Below are 21,153 nucleotides of genomic sequence, written 5' to 3' on the forward strand. Positions count from 1 at the left end.
TAAGACCGGAATCAAAATGGCGGTCTGCTGAAAGACCGCTCTTCCAACAGACAGAAGGAAATCCCATGCGCAAATTTACCGAAGAACAGCATATGTTCCGTGACGCCTATCGCCGTTTTCTGGCCGATGAAGTCGCGCCGCGAATGGACGAATTCCGGGAAGCCGGGATCGTCGACCGCGAGATTTTCAAAAAGGCCGGTGACCAGGGTTTCCTGATGATCTGGCCGGACGAAAAATATGGCGGCATGGGTGACAAGGATTTCCGCTATGAGCAGATCATCATCGAGGAAACCGTGCGGGCGGGCTGCGCCGAATGGTATAATACCCTGCACAGCCGGCTGGTCGGACCCTATTTGCAGAATTTCGGCAATGAAGATCAGCGCGAGCGCTTTTTGCCGAAATGTGTGACCGGTGAAACGATATTGGCAGTAGCAATGACCGAACCCGGCGCTGGCAGTGATCTTTCGGGGATGAAAAGCACGGCCAAGGACATGGGCGACCATTGGGTCCTCAACGGATCCAAAACCTATATCTCCAACGGCATCAATGCCGACGTCGTCATCGTCGCTGCCAAGATTGAAGGTGTCGAGGACAAGCACGCAATGGTCCTGCTCATTCTCGAACGCGGCATGGAAGGCTTCGAACGCGGAAAGAATCTGGAGAAAATCGGCCTGCACGCGCAGGATACAGCCGAGCTGTTCTTCAATGACGTCAAGGTGCCAAAGGAAAATACGCTGGGCACGCCCGGCAAGGGCTTCATCCATCTGATGGAAGGGCTGGCAGAAGAACGGCTGATCGGCATGGTCGGCTATGCCGCATCGGCGCGCCGCGCTTTTGACGTGACGCGCGAATTTGTCATGGAACGGGACGTTTTCGGCAAGAAATTGTCGGATATGCAGAATACCCAGTTCAAAATGGCCGAAATGGATGCAAAAATCGACATGTTCCAAGTCTATGTCGACCATTGTATCGACATCCACAACCAGGGCGGGCTGACCGCCAATATCGCGGCCAAGGGCAAGATGCTCGGCAGTGAAATCGAATGGGAAATGGCCGATCTCGGGCTGCAGCTGCACGGCGGCGCCGGCTATATGAAGGAATATGAAATCAGCCGGATCTTCACCGACGCCCGGATGAGCCGCATCTATGCCGGCTCCAGCGAGATCATGCGCTACATCGTCGGTCGCGACGTTTTCAGCCAGAAATATCAATCAATCCTGGAGTAGTTTATAGCGGAACTGTGCCTATTAATGGGCGAGTCGCACCTTGCCATGCTTGACGTTTACGTAAACTGCTTGACTGTGCTGCGGTGCAGCATTAGCTAAGTGCTACATCCTTCCAATTCTTCCAACGAGAGGACTCTCGAATGACCGAAGCCTTTATCTATGACGCAGTGCGATCGCCGCGCGGCAAGGGCCGCAATGACGGCGCTCTGCATGAAATTACCGCTCTCGACCTCGCCGCTCAGGTCCTTGCATCGGTCAATGACCGCAATGAACTGGAAGGCCATGAAGTCGAGGATATCGCCTTCGGTTGCGTCTCTCCCGTAGGCGAGCAAGGCGCAGTAATCAGCCGGATGGCGGCACTGAAAGCTGGCTACGCCGACACGACTTCCGCCATCCAGGTCAATCGTTTCTGCGGATCCGGTCTCGAAGCGGTCAATATCGCTGCGGGCAAGATCTGTTCCGGCGAAGCCGATCTGGCCGTTGGTGGTGGCATTGAATCCATGTCACGCATTCCGATGGGCAGCGACGGTCTCGGCGGCATGGCCGATCCGACTCTCGTGTTTCAGGAATATTTCGTGCCCCAGGGCATTTCCGCCGATCTGATCGCCACGAAATATGGCTATAGCCGCGATGATGTCGACGCCTATGCGGTAGAGAGCCAGAAGCGCGCCGCCAAGGCATGGGATGAAAAACGCTTCGCCAAATCAATCCTGCCGATCCGCGATGTGATCGGCGAAGTCGTGCTTGATCGGGACGAATTGATGCGTCCCGAAACCGATATGCAGTCGCTCGGCGCGCTTGGCCCTGCGTTCAAGATGATGGGCGAACAGATGCCCGGCTTTGACGATGTCGCGATCCTCAAACATCCCGATGTCGAGAAGATCAACCATGTCCACCATGCCGGTAACAGCTCGGGCATCGTCGACGGTTCCGCAGCCGTACTCGTCGGCAATGCAGGCGCTGCCGAGAAATTCGGTCTGAAGCCGCGAGCGCGGATCGTGTCGATGGCCGCTATCGGCTCCGAACCGACGATCATGCTGACCGGTCCCGAATTTGCCGCCAAGAAGGCACTGGAACGTGCTGGAATGACAGCAAATGATATCGATCTGTGGGAATTGAACGAGGCCTTTGCTGCCGTCGTTCTGCGTTTCATGGACGCAATGAATGTCGATCATAGCGTGATGAACGTCAACGGCGGCGCGATCGCCATGGGCCATCCGCTCGGCGCGACCGGCGCAATGATCCTCGGCACGGCGCTCGACGAACTCGAACGTTCCGGCAAGTCGACCGCTCTCGCGACGCTTTGCATCGGCGGCGGCATGGGTATCGCCACGATCATCGAACGGGTGAACTAGAAACACGGATTGCAGTGCCCCTGCGCAGGCAGGGGCCATCTCCCGTTCGTGCCAGGCACAACAGTCGGAGATGGACTCCTGCCTTCGCGGGAGAACATGAAAGGAAAAAGCATGACCTACGAAACATTCACAGTCGATATTGACAGCGACGGCATTGCGCTGGTCACCATAGATCTTCCCGGCCAGTCGATGAACGTCTGGAACCAGGCCCTGATCACCGATTTCAAAGCCTTTGTCGAAGAGCTGATCAGCAAGGAAGAAATCAAGGGCGCGGTAATCACATCGGGCAAGAAGTCCGGCTTCCTCGCTGGCGCAGATCTCAACATGCTCGGCGCTAGCAAAGCCGAAAGCATGGCCGAAGCGTTTGAAAGCGCCTGGGAGCTCAACGGCATGTTGCGCCGCATGGAAACCGGCGGCAACAGCGCCAAGGATCTGCTCAAGGGCACGGCCCACGCAAAACCCGTCGCCTGCGCCCTGAACGGCCTCGCGCTGGGCGGCGGTCTCGAGCTGGCGCTGGCCTGCCATTACCGCGTGTGCGCCGACAACCCGAAAATCCAGCTTGGCCTGCCGGAAGTACAGGTCGGCCTGCTGCCCGGCGGCGGCGGAACCCAGCGCCTGCCGCGTCTCGCAGGCCTTCAAGCTGCAGGCATGGCGATCATGATGGGGCAACCTATGAATCCGCAGGCTGCCCTCGCCCAGAAAATTGTTGATGAAGTTGCCCCGGCGGCTGAAGTCGTCGCAAAGGCCAAAGAATGGGTCAAAGCGAATCCCAAGGCCTCCGCGCCATGGGACAAGAAGGGCTATAAATTCCCGGGTGGCGCCGGATCGATGGATCCGCGCGCGGTACCGCTCTATCTCGGCTCCTCCGCGATGGCGCTTAAGCAGAGCAAGGGCAATTACGAAGCGGTCAAGGCGATTCTTTCCTGCCTCTATGAAGGCTCGATGCTGCCAATCGACACAGCGTTGCGCGTCGAAAGCAAATATTTCACCAAATTGCTCTCCGGACCGCAAGCCAAGAATATGATCCGCACCCTGTTCATAAACAAACAGGCGGCGGAAAAAGGCGCAGCACGGCCGAAAGACGTTCCACCGTCCGACATCAAGACCGTCGGCGTTCTCGGCGCCGGCCTGATGGGGTCGGGCATCACCCATGTCACGGCCAAGGGCGGGATGAATGTCATCGTCCTCGACCGCAATATGGATGAGGCGCAAAAGGCCATCGATTACAGCCAGAAGATCGTCGACAAGGGCGTCAAGCGCGGCAAGATGACCCAGGAAAAGGCTGATGCCTTCATGGCCCGGATCACGCCGACCGACAATTATGACGATCTGAAAGATGTCGATCTGATCATCGAGGCGGTGTTCGAACGGCCCGATGTCAAAGCCGACGTGATCAAGAAGACCGAAGCGGTCATCGGCAAGGATGTGGTCTTTGCATCCAACACCTCGACCCTGCCGATCACCGGCCTCGCCAAGAATAGCGAACGGCCCGACCAGTTTATCGGCATGCACTTCTTCTCGCCGGTCGAGAAAATGCCGTTGCTGGAGATTATCCCTGGCGCCGAAACCGGCGACAAGGCTCTGGCTGTTGCGCTCGATTATAACGCGAAGATCCGCAAGGTTCCGATCGTCGTCAAGGACGTCCGCGGCTTTTACACCAACCGCGTCTTCCCGCCTTATGCCAATGAAGCGATGCTGATGGTTGCCGAAGGCGTGAAACCGGCGCTGATCGAAAATGCGGCCATCGCCATGGGCATGCCGATCGGCCCACTCGCCGTGGTCGATGAAACGACCCTGCAGCTGGGCTATGACATTATGACGTCAACCAAGGAAGAACTGGGCGACGCCTATGTTCCGAGCGGTACCGAGGATCTGATGGAGACCATGGTCAAAAAAATCGACCGTCGTGGTCGGCGCTTTGGCGGCGGTTTCTACGAATATGCCGAAGACGGTTCAAAGAAATTGTGGCCCGGCCTTGCCGACCATTTTCCGCTGGCCGAAGAACAGCCGGATGTCGAAGAGGTCAAGCAGCGGCTTATGTTCATCCAGCTGATCGCCACCGCGCAATGTTTCGACGAAGGTGTCGTCTCCGATCCGCAATCCGCCGATCTCGGCGCGATCTTCGGCTGGGGCTTTGCGCCCTGGACCGGCGGGCCGATGAGCCATATCGACACCATGGGCGTGGATAATTTCGTCCGCATCGCCGACAATCTCGCGCAGAAATATGGCGAACGGTTCAAACCACCGATGAGCTTCCGTGAGAAAGCGGATGCCGGAGAGAGCTTCTATAAAGCGGCCTAAGTCGGAATAACCAAAGATTAGAGAGAGCTCCTTCGGGGGCTCTTTTTTTTTGCCTGTCAGGAAAGCCGTTTCGCCAGTGCGTCGAGCTTTGCGTCGAGCTGCTCAATCTGCCGGGACATATGATCAATATTGGCGTCATCCGCCGGTTTAGCAGCGCGATCCGCTCCATAATGGGCCTCGAACAACGCCACCATCTGCTCAACCACCGGACCTTGCTGGCGTTCGGCGCGTTCTGCCCCGATGGTCATCTCGATCGACCGCGCGCTATATTCCAGGGTGCCATAGAAGATATCACGCGCCTGCCACAGCACCGCATCCCGCCGCAATTCGCCGCGATCCTGTCCGCGCCGGAACATCTGGTCGAACACAGCGACATAATCGCGCAGATGGTCGCGCGAGACGCTGACCTCGCTATTGTTGCGCCGCAGGGCAAAGCTGAGGTTGATGAAATCTGCATTCACGATCACCGTGTTCAGATGATATTCTGCCAGCGCCCGCAAACGGTCGGAGAAATCCTCGGCCGTGGTTGACGTCATGACAGCCTCGGCTTCCAGAGTCAGCCCGTCCCAGAATTTCTGCAAGACCGCGAGCATCAATTCGGCCTTGGATTCATAATAGCTGTAGATCGTGCCTTCGCCGATACCGGCGCGGCGCGCGATCTCGGACATGCGCGCGCCGTCAAAGCCGTTATCGACGAAAATGGCGCGCGCCGCGTCCAGAATCGCCTGTTCCTTGCGCTCCAGCTTGCTGCGCTGGGTTTCCAAAGTGACCACTTTAGTTGCCAAAACCTGTCCCTTATTGAGCTTGACTCGAAAATACCGAGTGCTATTCAAATAGCCATAGGAGACTGAATGTGTCAAATGACGAATATTCCGCTGTGCCATTGCCCGCAAAGGCGTCCTGAATATGCCCCAGTTCAAATCGAAAATAGCCACCGGATCGGAAAGCTTTGCGCAGAACCGCAAAGACATGCTGACGCTGATCGATCATCTCCGCAGCCTGGAGAAGCGCGCGGTTGATGCATCGGAAAAACGCCGTCCGACCTTTGAAAAACGCGGCCAGCTGACCCCGCACGAACGACTGACCCGTTTGCTCGATCCCGGCATGCCTTTCTTGCGCCTATACAATATGGCCAATTATCTGCTCGAGGACAGCAATCCCGAGACAAGCATTCCCGGTGGCAGCGTGATATTGGGTATCGGTTTCGTCAAAGGTGTGCGCTGCATGATCTGGGTCGATGACAGCGGTATCCGCGCCGGTGCAGCGACGTCCGGCGGCTGGGACGCCAGCAAGGGCGCGCAGAAAATTGCCCAGGATCTGAAACTGCCCTTCATCCATCTGGTCGAAAGCGCGGGCGCGAACCTGATGGAATATAAGGTCGAACTCTGGGCGCACGGCGGGATGCTGTTCCGTAATCTCGCATGGCTGAGCGCGGCGGGTATTCCGACGATGGTCGTACTACACGGACCGTCCACCGCTGGCGGCGCCTATATGCCGGGCATGTCGGATTATGTCATCGGTGTTCGGGACAATGGTATGGCTGCGCTGGGCGGGGCGGCGCTGGTCCATGCAGCGACCGGCGAAGTTGCCGATGACCGCGAACTCGGTGGTTCGGAGATGCACGCCTCAACCACCGGAAGCGTCGAGTATCTTGCCGATGATGACGCCCATGGCATTGCCATTGCACGCGAGACCATGGGACGTCTCGACTGGAACAAGAATACGAGTCCGATCCGCCGCAATGACTATGAAGAGCCGGTCTATGACATCGACGAAATCGCCGGTGTTGTACCGGTAGACTATACCATTCCCTATGACGTGCGCGAAGTGGCTGCCCGCATTGTCGACGGCTCAGATTTCGAAGAATTCAAGCCGCGTTACGGTCCTGGCACCGTCTGCATGCAGGCGAGCATCATGGGACATGCCGTCGGCCTGATCGGCAATAACGGCCCGTTCGATCCGGAAGCGGCGGCCAAGGCCACCCATTTCTTCCAGCTATGTGATCAGTCCGAACTGCCGATCATCTTCCTCAACAACACCACCGGCTATATTGTCGGCACCGAGTCCGAGCATAAGGGCATGATCAAGCTCGGCAGCAAGATGATCCAGGCGGTTTCCAACGTCCGGGTGCCAAAACTGGCGCTTTATATCGGTGCAAGCTTTGGCGCGGGCAATTACGGGATGAGCGGCGTCGCCTTTGAACCGGATTTCCTGTTCAGCTGGCCGAACGCAAAAACCGGTGTGATGGCAGGCGCTTCGGCCGCCAATACGATGAGCCATGTCGCCCGGGTGCAGGCCAAGCGCAAGGGCGTGGAGCCGGATGAAGAAGCGATCGCCAAACAGGAAAAGCGGATCAAGGATATTTTCGAAGCGCAGGAAAGCGCCTTCTTCACCTCCGGCCGGGTGCTCGACAATGGCGTGATCGACCCGCGCGACAGCCGCAAGGTTCTGGGTTTTGCACTGGAAACGATCTTCGAGGCGCAGAACCGGACGCTGCACCCCAATGCATTCGGAGTGGCGCGGATATGATTGGCGTTTTTAAGTCTTGCATGTTCCCCCGCGAAGGCGGGGGCCCATCTCGGAAACATCCGTCTGGCACGGAGGGTGGGGTGCAAACGCCGCCATCGTGTCTGGAGAACAGGGCAGGAGATGGATCCCTGCCTGCGCAGGGATACACGCTATGACCAACTTCCCCGAAGCAAAAACCCTCGAACTGGAACTCCAGCAGGGCTGGCTCACCATCTGGTTCAACCAGCCGGAAAACCGCAACGCCCTGAGCGATGCCCTGGTTGCGGAGCTGGGGGGAATACTGAAAAGCGTGCGCGATGACCGCAGCGTGCGCGGAATTACCCTGCGAGGGCGCGGCGGCGTCTTCTGCGCCGGTGCAGATCTCAAGAATTTCAAAGAGAATTTCCAGCAAAGCGGCGACCGCGCGGCGATCATCAAGATGTCGAGCGGTGCAGCGGAGATTTTCGACCTGGTGAACACCGCTCCGCAAGTGGTGATCGTATTGATCGAAGGCGCGGCGATGGCCGGCGGCTTCGGCTTGTCCTGTTGCGCCGATGTGGTGATCTGCGAAAGTGGCGCGCGTTTCGCGATGACCGAGACCGCCATTGGCGTGACACCGGCGCAGATATCGCCCTTTGTGATCCAGAAGCTTGGCTATGCCACCGGTCGGCGGCTGATGCTGACCGCGGCGCGCTTTGACGGCACAGAAGCCCATAAGCTGGGGTTCGCGGATTTTATCGCGGACGATGTGTCAGGCCTCGAGGCCATTGAAATGCAGCTCCGCAAACAGGTGTTGGGTGCAGCGCCGGGCGCGGTGGCTGCAACCAAAGAACTGCTTGGCCAGATCGCGGGCCAGCCGCGCGAAGAAGTGATCCGCCTCGCCGCAGAGAATTTCGCCGACCGGATGGTCAGCGACGAGGCCAAGGAAGGCGTTGCCAGCTTCTTCGAGAAGCGGAAGCCCAATTGGGTGGTGAAACCGGAATGAACATTTTGACCAAATATTGGCCGTTCGTGCTGAGCCTGTCGAAGCATGAACTTTCACCATCTGTCCTTCGACAAGCTCAGGACGAACGGCGTGAGGTACTCAACACATGACCCGAATCAACACACTCCTGGTTGCCAATCGCGGCGAAATCGCCTGCCGGGTTATGCGCACCGCCAAGGCGCAGGGCATCCGCACCGTCGCAGTCTATTCCGACGCGGACGCAAACGCACCCCATGTCAAAATGGCCGATGACGCGGTGCATATCGGTCCGGCTCCGGTCAATGAATCCTATCTGCTGATCTACAAGATCATTCAGGCCGCCAAGGACACGGGCGCCGACGCGATTCACCCCGGCTACGGGTTTCTCTCGGAAAATGCGGCCTTCTCCAAGGCTTGCGCTGACGCGAATATTATCTTCGTTGGCCCGCCGGAGAAAGCAATTGATGTGATGGGTGACAAGGCGCGGTCGAAACGCGCGATGATCGCCGCCGGCGTGCCCTGCGTGCCCGGCTATCAGGGCGATGATCAGGCGGACGATGTACTGGTCGCCGAAGCCGGCAAGATCGGGGTGCCGTTGATGGTCAAGGCAGCCGCTGGCGGCGGTGGTCGCGGCATGCGGCTGGTCCATGATCTGAAAGACGTGCCCAATGCGATCAAGCTGGCCCGGTCCGAGGCGGAGAACGCCTTTGGCAATGGCGAGCTGATCCTCGAGAAAGCCATTATCAAGCCACGCCACGTCGAAATCCAGGTCTTTGCCGACAGCCACGGCAATACCATCCATCTCGGCGAGCGCGACTGTTCGGTACAGCGCCGCCACCAGAAGGTGATAGAGGAGGCCCCTTGCCCTGTCATGACGCCAGAGTTGCGCCAACAAATGGGTGCAGCAGCGGTCGAGGCAGCAAAGGCCGTCGACTATGTCGGGGCCGGGACGGTGGAATTTTTGCTCGACCAGTCGGGCAGCTTCTATTTTCTCGAAATGAACACACGCCTGCAGGTCGAACATCCGGTGACCGAGGAAGTCACCGGCCTCGATCTGGTCGCATTGCAACTGAAAGTTGCGTCAGGCGACTTATTGGGCCTCGAACAGCAGGACATCACGCTCACCGGCCATGCTATGGAGGTCCGGCTCTATGCCGAAGATCCGGCGGATGATTTTCTGCCGAGCACCGGCCCGGTCCACTTGTGGCAGCCATCCAGCCTGTCGCGAGTCGACAGCGGCATCGAAAGCGGTGGAGAGGTGTCGCCCTTTTATGATTCGATGGTTGCCAAGATCATCACCCACGGCGCGACGCGAGACGAAGCGCGGCGGCGGATGATCAAGGCGCTCTCGGAAACTGCGCTGTTCGGTCCGAAAACCAATCGCGATTTCCTGATCGATGCGCTGGACAAACCCGACTTTGTCAAGGGCGAGGCCACCACCGCGTTTATCGCCGAAAATTATGGCGAAGGCGGGGTGGATCTCGGGGCGCATGATTTTTCCTCTTATGCCATCGCTGCGGTCATCCATCACAAGCTGCGACAGCAGGCGGCGCACAAGCTGGCGCTCAACGTCAATCCGGAAATGCTCGACTGGTCCAGCACAGGCTCGCTCGAAACCGTGGCGCAATATGCCGATGGTGAAGACGCCCAGACCATCCATGTTCATGTCGACAGGCCCGGTCAATATAGGGTCAGCTCCGGCGAACAGGGAGTGGAGGTGGATTTGATCAGCCTCACCGCCGACCGCGCGAAATTGCGGGTCGACGGACGGACCATCGAAGCGATCTATTATGATGACCATCGTACCCTCTATCTCGCGTTGCCGAAACGCTCTCTGACCGTCAGCGATCTCACCGGCCTCAGCGCAATGGAAGATGCGGGCGGCGGTGGCACCGTGGTCGCGCCGATGCACGGATTGTTGCTCGAGATACTGGTCGAAGCCGGAGCGCGGGTTGCCAGGGGCGACAAGCTCGCTGTGCTCGAGGCGATGAAGATGCAGCACGAGATACTGGCAGAGATTGACGGGACGGTTGAAAGCATCGCGGCGACGGCAGGCAAGCAGATTGCCGCGGATGATCTGATCCTGGAGATTGTGGCGAATGAGGAAAGCGACGAGGCATGATAATTGCCGTTCGCCCTGAGCCTGTCGAAGGGCAGTCCGCACGCACTCATGCTTCGACAAGCTCAGCACGAACGGAGAGACCCTCAAATGAACAATAAAATCTGCGATATGCTCGGCATCGAATTCCCGCTGGTTGCTTTCTCCCATTGCCGCGATGTCGTCGCTGCGGTCTCCAGAGCCGGAGGCATGGGGGTATTTGGCGGGGTAAACTGCTCGCCGGAGACGCTCGAGGAGGAACTCAGCTGGATCGACGCCCATGTCGACGGCAAGCCTTATGGTCTCGACATCATCGTCCCGAACAAGGTCGAGGGAAAGGGCGAACAGCTCGATCCGGAAGCCGTGCTGGCCTCGATTCCAGAAGAATATAAGCAATTTACCAATGATATATTGCAACATCATGGCGTCGACACCGGACGGATCGCCGGGGACATCGAAACGGTCCGCCGCGAGCAGGTCGCGTCCACCGACAATCTTCGTGGCGGCACAGCGGCGGCGATATTGGAAGTCGCTTTCCGTCACCCGATCAAACTGATCGCCAATGCTCTGGGTATCCCGCCGCAAGTGATGCTGGAAATGGGGCAAAGACACAATGTACCCGTCGCTGCTCTGGTCGGGACAAGAGATCACGCGATGAGTCAGGTTGCGGCCGGTGTCGATATCATCATTGCCGTGGGCGGCGAAGCTGGCGGCCACACCGGCGACATATCCACGATGGTGCTGATCCCCGAAGTCTGTAACGCGCTGGCCCAGATCGGCGATGACACGCCGGTGCTAGCAGCGGGCGGCATTGCCACCGGCGCGCAGATGGCCGCCGCCATGGCGATGGGTGCCAGCGGCGTCTGGTGCGGCTCGGTCTGGCTGACCACGGTCGAAGCGGAGACCAATCCGGTGGTGAAAGAGAAAATGCTCGCTGCCACATCACGGGACACGGTGCGGGCGCGCTCACGCACCGGCAAGCCATCACGGCAATTGCGATCACCCTGGACCGATGCATGGCAGGCTGAGGGCGCACCATCCCCGCTTCCCATGCCTTTGCAATCACTCGTTGCAGAGCCCCCTTTGCGCGTACTCGACAAGCTCAGCCAGGGTGACAATCAGGGCGCCAAGGATCTGGCCACCTATTGGGTTGGCCAGGGCGTTGGCCTGATGAACGAACAGATGACAGCAGGACAGGTCGTGCAAGGCTTCAAGGAAGATTTCCTCACCGCCTATGAGAGACTGGCCGCCAGTCTGGGCGAATGATGATTCCCTATCCATCCTGAGCTTGTCGCAGGATCAATTGCACCATATGCTCCCTCCAGACCGGCTCGAACGAAGCCGGGATTGAGGATCGCATGACAGAGATAACACCGACGCAACCACTGGCCGGAATCAGGGTCATCGAGTTTTCCACGATGGTGACCGCCTCGCTTGCAACAATGATGTTTGCCCAGCAGGGCGCGGACGTGATCAAGGTCGAGCCGCCCGGCATTGGCGATCCGATGCGCTGGCTGGGCAGTCAGAAAGCGGGTATCTCCGGCCTGTTCCACAATTGCAACCGCGCCAAACGTTCGATCACGCTCGATCTCAAAACCGCAGAGGGCGTCGCCCATGCCCGCCAGCTTTGTCTGTCGGCGGATGTGGTGATTCACAATTACCGCCCGGGGGTGATGGACCGGCTTGGACTGGGCAGCGAGGCGCTGCGCCAGGAGAAACCGGAACTCATCTATTGCGCCATCACCGGCTTTGGCCACGAAGGACCGCTGTCAGGTCGCCCGGCCTATGACCATGTGATGCAGGCGATGGCCGGCTTCATGACCCTGCAGGGCCACCCGAAGGGTTTCGCCTATGTCAAAACCCTGATCTGCGACAAGGTCACCGCTTATACGGCAGCGCAGGCGATCACCGCCGCCCTGTTCGCACGCGAGCGCATCGGCGTCGGCCAGCATATCGACCTGTCGATGCTCGAAAGCTGCATTGCCTTTCTCTGGCCGGATGGCGGTATGCATCTGACACTGCAGGGCGAGGACGTGACCCACGGCGCGCCCTTTGCCGACTATTATCAATTGCCGCTCCGGTCGACCGACGGAGCGATCGCCTATGCCGCTATGACCGACGACCATTGGTCGGCAATATTCGATATCGTCGGCCGCCCGGACCTGAAGACGGAAGAGAAATATCAGGGCAGGGCCAACCGCAGCATCCATATGGCGGAGCTTGCCTCGATCATCGCCAATGAAACACCGAACCTGACCAGCGCCGAGATGGTCGCCGGCCTCTCCGCGCGTGATGTCCCGGCCGCCCCCTGTCTGGCGCTGGAAGACCTGCCAGCCAACCAGCAGGCCATGGCTGTCGGTATATTCGAACAGACCGACCATCCGCAGCTTGGCCGCGTCCAGCATGTCATGTCACCAGCCCGTTTTGGCGGGATCAGACCGGCACCCTGCGGGCCCAGTCCGGCGCTTGGTGAACATAGAGAGGCCGTCCTCGCCGAGCTCGCCGCTCCCCTGCGTTCATAGAACGAATCAATTGATGGAGCACCTGTCATCTGGTTGCGTAACTCTGCGATCTGGCTATTCTATCTAAAAAAATAAGGAGAGAATCGCATGACCTGGCAGATGGCCGATATCTGGGAGAATATTGCTGCAGCAATTCCCGACAAGCCCGCGATCATCGATGGCGATAAGCGCTATAGCTGGGCCGAATATGAAAATCGCGCGGCGCGGGTGGCGCAAGTTCTTGCCGACCATGGATTGAAGTCCGGTGCGAAGCTCGCAATCTATTCCTATAATTCGGCGGAATATATGGAGACCCAGTTCGGCGCCTTCAAAGCACGCATCTGCCCCGTCAATGTCAATTACCGCTATCTCGAGACGGAACTGACTCATGTCATCAACAACAGCGACAGCGAAGCGCTGGTGTTCCAGGCACAATTCGCCCCGCGCGTCGCGGCGATTCGCGACCAGCTCGAACAGGTAAAACTCTTCCTCGAGATCGACGACGGATCGGGCGAGCATCTCGAGGGCGCTGTCTCCTATGAAGAAGCGTTGCAGAACACCGATCCCATGCCGGTGATCGAACGGTCGGATGACGATCTGTACATGCTCTATACCGGCGGCACGACCGGCATGCCCAAGGGCGTGATGTATGATCACAAGAGCTTTGCCACCGCGCTCCTCGCCAAAGGGTTTGAAATGCGGATGATGGCGCCGCCAACCGACTCCTCCGGCTTTGGACCGCTCGTGCAGCAGCTGCACGCTGCGGGCGCAGCGTCGCGCTCCATTCCCGCATGCCCGCTGATGCATGGGACCGGGATGTGGATCGGTGCGATGGTTCCGCACAGCCTCGGCGGCTGCGTGGTACTGAATGACAACAGCCATTTCGATCCGGTAGCGCTCTGGCAGCTGACCGAAGACGAGAAAGTCACCGATATCACCATCGTTGGCGATGTTTTTGCCAAGCCGATGCTCGCTGCGCTGGAAGAGGCCAAGACGGCAGGGAAAGTCTTTGATTTATCATCACTTCTAATGATGGGATCATCGGGCGTCATGTGGTCTACGGAGGTCAAGCGCGGTCTTTTGGAACATTTACCCCATATGGCGATCGTCGACAGCATGGGTTCGACCGAAGGCAGCATGGGGGTTTCGATCACCACCGCCGAAAATATCGATATCGACCAGACCGCCAAGTTCGAGATGAACGCGACGACCAAAGTGTTGACCGAAGACGGCAAGCCGGTTGAGCCCGGTTCCGGTGAAATGGGCCTGATCTGTAACGGCGGGATGGTGCCGCTCGGCTATTATAAGGACGAAGCGAAAAGCGCGGCGACATTCAAGACATTCGACGGTGTCCGCTATTCGATTCCCGGCGATTTCGCGACGGTCGAGGCGGATGGCTCGATCACTCTGCTCGGACGGGGTTCCGCCTGCATCAACAGCGGCGGCGAGAAGATCTTCCCCGAAGAAGTCGAAGAGGCACTCAAGACGCATGAATCGGTCTATGATTGCCTGGTCATCGGTTTGGCCGATGATCGTTTTGGCCAGAAAGTCACCGCAGTCGTTTCACTCGTGCCAGGTGCCCCGGTCGACGAAGCCACATTGAGCGACTATGTTCGCTCGAAACTGGCTGCTTACAAGGCTCCGCGCGCTATAGTTGTCGTCGATGAGGTGCCGCGCGCCGCCAATGGCAAGGCGGGATATAAGGCGGCCAGGGAGATTGCGCTGGAACGGTTGCAGGTCTCGGCCTAGATAAGACGGGTCAGGCTGCGGCAGCGCAACCATTGACGAATTGCCTCCATCGGCCGCATGAGCGGACGATGATCGTTGCCCTTATCCACAACCCGGCCTCCGGTACTTTTAATAAATTGCATCTGGATGCACTTTCCCGTGCTTTTCAAGCCTGTGGCGCACAAGTTAAACTGGGCCGGACAGAGAAAAATGGACAATTCGATATTGGCCCCGAGTGCGACCTCGTCTGTGTGTCGGGTGGCGACGGCACCTTGCGGCTGGTCATCGGATCGATGGTCCGCACTAAAATGTCCCAGCCATTATGCATATTTCCCGCCGGTACGGTCAATCTGGTCGCAAAAGAACTCGGCTATTCTTCCGATCCGGAAATATTTGCGCGCGAAATCATGGCAGGCTATCTCGACAAGGAGACCGCACGTCTGGAAGCCCCGCTGGTCACCAGCGACGGCCAGCCCTTTGTCGCCTGTATCAGTGCCGGTCCCGACGGTCAGGCCGTCGCACGACACAGTCCCGCATTGAAAAAGCGGATTGGCGGCGCAGCCTATGCATGGTCGCTGATAAAGCTGCTCGGCGATTGGCCGAAGCTGCGCTTTTCATTGGCAGTGGAGGCGCCCGACGGCACGACAGAACATCTGAACTGCAGTGCCGTCTATGTAATCAAGGCCCGATATTATGCCGGAAGCTGGGTTCTGGCACCGACAGCGGAATTGGGATCCAGGCATTTTCAGGTCATATTGCTGACCCGCGCCCGGCGCAGGGATTTTTTCCGCTTCCTGATTCAGATCGCGCGCGGTCGCAACCCCGCAGAGCTCGCTTTCGTCCAGTCCTTGCCGGCTCGTCGGCTAACGATAATCGCGAAAGACAAAATCTCCCGACTCGCCGCGTTTCAGGCGGACGGGGACATGCTGCCGGGCCAACCCCATGAGATCAGGATGGCGGGCCAGAGCGTGACATATTGTTTGCCGATACCCGAATAATTCCCGCTCTTCAGGCGGCGCGACAATGGGCGGCGATCAGATCGACCATTTTCGGCAATTTGCTGGGCGGCAGATCGTGCCCCATGCCCTCAACCAGTTCGAACCGGGCGCCTTTGACATGGGCAGCGATATCCTGACCGCAGACCGACGGGATGAGCGGATCATCGGCACCGTGAATGACCATCGTCGGCGCGGTGATCCGCTTGGCCGTCGGTCGCAAATTTCCGGTATCGATGATCGCCGCCATCTGGCGCTTTGGACCGGGCGGATAGAAGCCGCGTTCTTGCGCCAGTTTCATCATCGCCCGCCGCTCTTCCGGTCGATTCCGGCCTTCCTCGGACGCGATCAGGGACGAGAAGGCCAGTCCCAGTTCCAGCGCCTCCTCCTGCGTCCGCACTTTTGCGCGAGCGGTTTGCATCAGGACCTTGCGTACTTCGGCATTGGCTCCGGGAAGCCCAGGACCGTTGGTCGATGACATGACCGGTGTAAACGACAGCACCCGGTCAGCGTGATCGCCCGCAATCAGTTGCCCGATCATACCGCCCATGGACGCGCCGACAATATGCGCCCGGTCGATCTTGAGGGCGTCGAGAACGCCAACCGCGTCCCTCGCCATATCGCTCAGATTATAGGGTGCCATTTGCCGTTTCGGGAAAAAGCGTTTGGTGAGCATCTGCCGGATCGGATGCGGCGGCTGCACACCGTCAAATTTATAGGACAGACCGACATCGCGATTGTCAAAAGTGACGACCCGGAATCCCTCAGCCACCAGACCGTTGACGAAATCCATCGGCCAGTAGATCAGCTGGGCGGTATAGCCCATGACCAGCAATATGGCGGGATCCTCCGGGTTGCCGTGATCTTCTGCTTCGATATTGATACCATTGGCGATGACTTGCATGGACTGTTCCTGAGCTACACGAAAACAGGATAAGTAACAGAAAGCGCAAGCGTTACAAGAACCGCAGCTATCGGGGGCTAGGGCGTGTTTTCCCGGTACGGTCGGTCGATATCATTTTGCGCCATATTGGCGTTGGTACCGACCGTTATCGCGCCCAGTCGGGCCACCTGATTATCTTCGTCCACCACCGCTCGCGCGCCCAGGAACACCGGAACCTGAATCGCTTGCGCCGACAGTTTTGCAATACGGACCGTGTAAGTGCCATAGGGAACGCCATCGAACAGGAAGAAGCCATCAAATTCGGTCTGGGTCTCACGAACAACGCGACCTTCGCCGTCCACCAGCTCCATGCCGACACCGGCAATCGTACCGCCCCCCCTGCGCACCAATGTCCCCTCGACCTCGCCGGCACTGACCAGCGGCAGCTCGACGGTCACGGCAACGCCGGGCCGCGGCGTTATCACCATGCCGGGGAGAGCTGGCTGCACGAACGGATTGGACAAGCTGCTGCTGTCTATCCCGATCAATATCGGCCGGAAGGGCAGCAGATTGTCGATAATCGCCCGGCCATTGGCATCCGTGGCGGACAAGGCGACCGACTGTCCGGCGGTCAGCTCGACATTTTCCACCAACGGCTCTCCGGCCTGACGGACTCCATCCCTGTTTTCGTCCCGATAGACGATCGCCAAGGCCTGTCCGCTATTGGCCAGCTTGTTGCTCGACAACCGGAATTTTCCGCTCCGGGGATCAGGTCCCAGACTGAACGCAAGGTTCAACCCGGCCGCCACCGACCCGTCCGTCGCTGCCTCGGCGCTCGCAGTGACCGAAAAGCGGTCGAACCGCCGAACAATCCCGATGCCCGCACGCGCGCGGTCGAGACTGGCATCATAGCCCAGTTCCGCCCGCCAGTCTGACCGTTCGCCAGCCCGCCATTCGCCGGTAAAATCAACCCGTTCGAAACGTTTTTCCGGCGCAAGGCGGTACACCGCTTCGCCGCGCAACCGGACCTTGCCGATCCGTCCGGTGGCCAGCAGCCGTGCGTCGAGCTGATCCGGCGCATTAGCGCCTGAATCGCTGAACTGCTTTTCCCAGTTCAACTCGCCGGTTAAGGACAAATATTTGAAATTAAACGACATTCGTCCCGTTACATCGAGGCTGTCCCGGCCGTCCGAACGCGTTTCATATTGCGTATCGATATGAAAAGGCACCAGTTTGCTGCCGATTTTAAAACTATGATCAATCGCCAGACTATGGCGGGACTCGATATTTTCTTCGACGTGGTCCGATATGAAGCCGCCCCGTGCCCAGATTGATTCCGCGGTAATATAGCTATTGCCAAGCTGCCCAAGCAACTGGCCACGAAACGCCATCCCCTGTTCGAGATTGGAGGATGCCGATAGTTCAACCAGCGTCGGGCCCACCGCCCTTCGGACCGATCCCTCAAGATAATTGTGGCGATCGCCATCGATTTGCAGACTGAACAACGAAGCGGCGACTGAGGTTTTATTATTGAGGCCCCGTTCAACCCCAACCCCGCCGCGCCAACCGGCCTGACGGATCGGTAAAAACTCCCCGAGCCGGATCAGATCCTCGCCCGCCTCGTGAACACCCGCCCAATAATAGGTTTCCCGGGGTGGAATAGAGTCCATACCGACCGGGATTACCTGGATATCGCGTCTTATCTGTCCTTGCGGCCCGTATAACACCACTTCGATGCGATTCTGGCCATAGAGCAACGGTATGTCGAGAAATTCATAACGGCCATCGGTGCGATTTTCTGCAAAGGCCAGCAATTGGCCGTTGCGATAGAGTTCCGCATCCCAGCCGCTGGGCAATTCCCCGCGGAAACTGGTGCGATCAAAGCTATCCGGCCGCTCGACCGGACGGTTTGTCACCACGGCGCCGCGTCCAGCAACCGACTGGGACACCAGTGGAGTCGAGAATGTCGAGACATCGCCCAAAGCGAAATGGGTCGCCTTCAATGGCCCGAGAAGTTCCCCCTTCGGATCAGTCCGATAAGCCCGAACCCGCAGATTTTCCGGTACACCACTATTATCGGAGGAAAGCCGGGCGTCAAAGCTCGCTTTGCCCACTTCGCCGGAGGCATATAGCTCGTAGCGCAGGTCGAATTTCTGGCCCGCCTGCTTGTCTTTCAGTCCTCCGGCGGAAACCACGGCATCAACCGACGGCGTGCGCCAGAATTTATAGGGTTCCGATGATTGCGGCAGGCCGGACAGATCAAAACTCTTCTGCGGACGTATTTTGGCCGCCTGTTCCTTGCGTTCCAGCGCACGTTCGAAGGGCAATTGGGTGTCCGATTCCATGGTCAGCAGCGCATTGGACAGATCCGGGATAAATTTCACATCAAGCCATTCCGACAGGCTTTTCAGGTCAACGCACCAGCCCTCGGGCACGTCATATATTTGCCCGGACCGCAATTTTGCCGGCGAACCGGCCTTTTGCACCATTTCATTGTCACGATCGATGGTGAGCGTCTGGTTCTCGGTAAAGATCCAGCCAGTTGCGCGGCGCGACTTCTTGTCGAGACGGAGCGGAATATCCATCGCCATGATCATGTCGGCGAGGTCGACGCAAATTCCGCTGTCGGTGTGATAGCCTCTAACACCATCGCCCAGCCGATATTTACCCGACCGCAGGTCAAATAATAACGCATCATCGTCGCTTGCGGTCCAGTCGGCGAGCGCTTGCGCAGGCGATGCCATGAACAGCAAAGCCGCCGAAATCGCTATGATCCCCGCGGCCTTGACCAGCGCATCAAAGCCCCGGCCGACTATATCATGTCGCTGTCCCATCGTTCACATCATGGCTTGTTGACGGCGTGAAGCCGCACTAAGCCATTGTGATAACGTGATTATCTTAAAACCATGTCCGTTTTGGCGATAAGCCCGCCGCCGGAATTTGCCGGTTCGTAATATTCCACCGTTACCGGGCCTTTGAGCTGCGCTGCTACTTCGGGCGGTACCGGAAGGGTAACGCTGCGCTGGCCGACCTCCGGATAGACGGCAATGCCCCGCGCAACCATGACCGGCTCGCTTGATCCCGGTTTTGTAACCCGGATTTCGCCATATATAGACCGGTCACCCGTTCGACTGAGGTCAAAGGTCAGCGCCTGGCCATCAGCCTGCTGTTCCAGCCTGCCATTGGCAATGGCTGCGGTTGCCTGCAGATTACCCTGACGGATGATCACGGGGATGGTGACACCGTAAATTGGCGTCAGGGATATCGAGAATCCCCCTTCCGGCGCATTTTTCTCGGTAACGGCGCGAGCCTCTGGAATGGCGCGAAACAGGAGATGCGCGCGATATTCACCGTCGGGTAGACCTTCAGGGGCTCTGACGCCAAGGCGGATCGCCTGCGGCTGGTTCGGCGGCAGGGTTACCCGGCGCGGAGCATAGCGGATCATTTCCTTTGCGGCCCGCTCGATCTCATTTTCCTGTTCTTCGCTGACATCTTCAAGGCGGCCTTCGCTGGTCATTCGGCGCAGTTCTAGCGAGATGCGGTAAGTGGCCGTCTCCGAGCCGATATTGTTCAATATAACTTCGGTCCCGCGCTGCCCGTCAAGGACAACCCGGGTCGGCGCAACCAACAGGTCACCGGCCGCCTGTGCTGGCGTCGATGATAGTAATATAGCTGCCGCCAGGGCGCCCAGCCCGATGCAGCATTTCTTCAATGATTGGAATCCCTCTATAGTCATGATATTCTCCGGCTTACTGGTCATTCGGAGAGGTTGGCTTCCCACAGCCGGCCCCACCCTGCTCCTATGCCGAAATAGGGTTACCAAAGCGCTAACCATGGCTGATTGGTGACCATTATCCGATCGCGCTCAATTCAAAGAAGTTCATAGAAAAACCCGCCCGCAACCTCAGCTGCGAACGGGCTTTTGTCAGTGTTGAACGGCGGCTTTGTGCCGTCGTTTCAATTTTACTGATAGCTGACGGTTACATCGAAACTACCTACATAGGCGCCATCGGCCTGATTCGCCGCAACGCTAAGTGTTCCCCCAACGGTAAACGCGTCCGTTCCGTCAAGAACGATGCTCGTGGCGCTGGGCGTCAGCGAAGCAGACATCGTGTCGGTTGGACCGGTCAACGTCACCGTCGCATCCGTCGAGACATCAACGGTGGCACCGGATGTGCCACTAACGTTAAAACCAGCCGCGGTGGTGCTACCGGAACATACAATCGATGCGCTGCAAGATGCAGCACCGGCAGCATTCACAGCCACCGTACCAGCAGATGCCCCGCTTACGATCGTACCAAAATCGAGATCGCTACCATCGGAAGTTACGGTAACCTGCTGCAGGATATTTGCTTTTGCGTCGGCAGATGCAGTCGCAGCATTAGCTGCATGCGCGCCCATGACGGATGCCACAAGCACGGAAGAAGCCACAGCGGCTTTTATAAATTTGGTCATAGTTCTGGTCCCTATTTTCATATTGCTACCGAAAGGGCACATGCGGTGCTGTCCGGCCAAACCCACTGACCGGAATGTCGCCTGTACCAACATTCGGTCCTGCTTATCCGAGGGAAAGGATAAAGCTTTGCTCCTAGTC

At 58.4% G+C, this 21,153-nt stretch carries 15 protein-coding genes; 10 read left to right on the top strand and 5 right to left on the bottom strand.

What is annotated here, in order from left to right:
• The first annotated feature begins 65 nt into the window (after positions 1-65).
• The 3 genes from ACN0VD_RS05115 (at position 66) to ACN0VD_RS05125 (ending at position 4,882) form a co-directional block, all read left to right on the top strand.
• The gene (locus ACN0VD_RS05115) at positions 66-1,226 is read left to right on the top strand and encodes an acyl-CoA dehydrogenase family protein (RefSeq protein ID WP_417592288.1); all 1,161 of its coding nucleotides are present in this window, start codon (positions 66-68) and stop codon (positions 1,224-1,226) included.
• A gap of 140 nt (positions 1,227-1,366) precedes the next feature.
• Positions 1,367-2,581 (top strand): acetyl-CoA C-acetyltransferase, encoded by a 1,215-nt coding sequence (locus ACN0VD_RS05120; RefSeq protein ID WP_417592290.1) that lies wholly within the window; start codon positions 1,367-1,369, stop codon positions 2,579-2,581.
• A gap of 111 nt (positions 2,582-2,692) precedes the next feature.
• On the top strand, positions 2,693-4,882 hold the full coding sequence (locus ACN0VD_RS05125) for a 3-hydroxyacyl-CoA dehydrogenase NAD-binding domain-containing protein (RefSeq protein WP_417592292.1): 2,190 nt from the start codon (positions 2,693-2,695) through the stop codon (positions 4,880-4,882).
• A 56-nt stretch (positions 4,883-4,938) separates the two neighbouring features.
• On the opposite strand, the gene ACN0VD_RS05130 is transcribed toward ACN0VD_RS05125, so the two are convergent.
• Positions 4,939-5,667 carry a TetR/AcrR family transcriptional regulator gene (locus ACN0VD_RS05130; protein WP_417592294.1) on the bottom strand — a complete coding sequence of 243 codons (729 nt, stop codon included), beginning with the start codon at positions 5,665-5,667 and terminating at the stop codon, positions 4,939-4,941.
• A 121-nt stretch (positions 5,668-5,788) separates the two neighbouring features.
• Here ACN0VD_RS05130 and ACN0VD_RS05135 point away from each other — a divergent pair, with 121 nt between their 5' ends.
• The 7 genes from ACN0VD_RS05135 (at position 5,789) to ACN0VD_RS05165 (ending at position 15,679) form a co-directional block, all read left to right on the top strand.
• Entirely contained in the window at positions 5,789-7,411 is a 1,623-nt protein-coding gene (locus tag ACN0VD_RS05135) for an acyl-CoA carboxylase subunit beta (protein WP_417592296.1), read from the top strand.
• 151 nt (positions 7,412-7,562) lie between these two features.
• Complete coding sequence (locus ACN0VD_RS05140; RefSeq protein ID WP_417592298.1) at positions 7,563-8,375, top strand: enoyl-CoA hydratase/isomerase family protein; 813 nt, start codon at positions 7,563-7,565, stop codon at positions 8,373-8,375.
• A gap of 106 nt (positions 8,376-8,481) precedes the next feature.
• Positions 8,482-10,476, top strand: coding sequence for an acetyl-CoA carboxylase biotin carboxylase subunit (locus tag ACN0VD_RS05145; protein WP_417592300.1), 1,995 nt, complete (start codon positions 8,482-8,484; stop codon positions 10,474-10,476).
• An 87-nt stretch (positions 10,477-10,563) separates the two neighbouring features.
• Positions 10,564-11,718: an NAD(P)H-dependent flavin oxidoreductase gene (locus ACN0VD_RS05150; protein WP_417592302.1), complete on the top strand. Its 1,155-nt coding sequence runs from the start codon at positions 10,564-10,566 to the stop codon at positions 11,716-11,718.
• 92 nt (positions 11,719-11,810) lie between these two features.
• The gene (locus tag ACN0VD_RS05155; protein ID WP_417592304.1) at positions 11,811-12,974 is read left to right on the top strand and encodes a CaiB/BaiF CoA transferase family protein; all 1,164 of its coding nucleotides are present in this window, start codon (positions 11,811-11,813) and stop codon (positions 12,972-12,974) included.
• An 87-nt stretch (positions 12,975-13,061) separates the two neighbouring features.
• Complete coding sequence (locus ACN0VD_RS05160; RefSeq protein WP_417592305.1) at positions 13,062-14,702, top strand: acyl-CoA synthetase; 1,641 nt, start codon at positions 13,062-13,064, stop codon at positions 14,700-14,702.
• A gap of 68 nt (positions 14,703-14,770) precedes the next feature.
• Entirely contained in the window at positions 14,771-15,679 is a 909-nt protein-coding gene (locus tag ACN0VD_RS05165; RefSeq protein WP_417592306.1) for a diacylglycerol/lipid kinase family protein, read from the top strand.
• Between the two features lie 10 nt (positions 15,680-15,689).
• Here the strand turns inward: ACN0VD_RS05165 and ACN0VD_RS05170 are convergent, their stop codons facing one another.
• The 4 genes from ACN0VD_RS05170 to ACN0VD_RS05185 all read right to left on the bottom strand — a co-directional run bounded on the left by ACN0VD_RS05170 (position 15,690) and on the right by ACN0VD_RS05185 (position 21,014).
• Complete coding sequence (locus ACN0VD_RS05170; RefSeq protein ID WP_417592308.1) at positions 15,690-16,580, bottom strand: alpha/beta fold hydrolase; 891 nt, start codon at positions 16,578-16,580, stop codon at positions 15,690-15,692.
• Positions 16,581-16,657: 77 nt separating this feature from the next.
• Positions 16,658-19,393, bottom strand: a complete 2,736-nt coding sequence (locus tag ACN0VD_RS05175; protein ID WP_417592310.1) for an MSCRAMM family protein — start codon at positions 19,391-19,393, stop codon at positions 16,658-16,660.
• A gap of 59 nt (positions 19,394-19,452) precedes the next feature.
• Positions 19,453-20,319, bottom strand: coding sequence for a molecular chaperone (locus ACN0VD_RS05180; RefSeq protein ID WP_417592312.1), 867 nt, complete (start codon positions 20,317-20,319; stop codon positions 19,453-19,455).
• 203 nt (positions 20,320-20,522) lie between these two features.
• Complete coding sequence (locus ACN0VD_RS05185; protein WP_417592314.1) at positions 20,523-21,014, bottom strand: DUF4402 domain-containing protein; 492 nt, start codon at positions 21,012-21,014, stop codon at positions 20,523-20,525.
• Positions 21,015-21,153: the final 139 nt, after the last annotated feature.

The sequence above is a fragment of the Parasphingorhabdus sp. genome, from assembly GCF_048267785.1.
Taxonomy (GTDB): Bacteria; Pseudomonadota; Alphaproteobacteria; order Sphingomonadales; family Sphingomonadaceae; genus Parasphingorhabdus.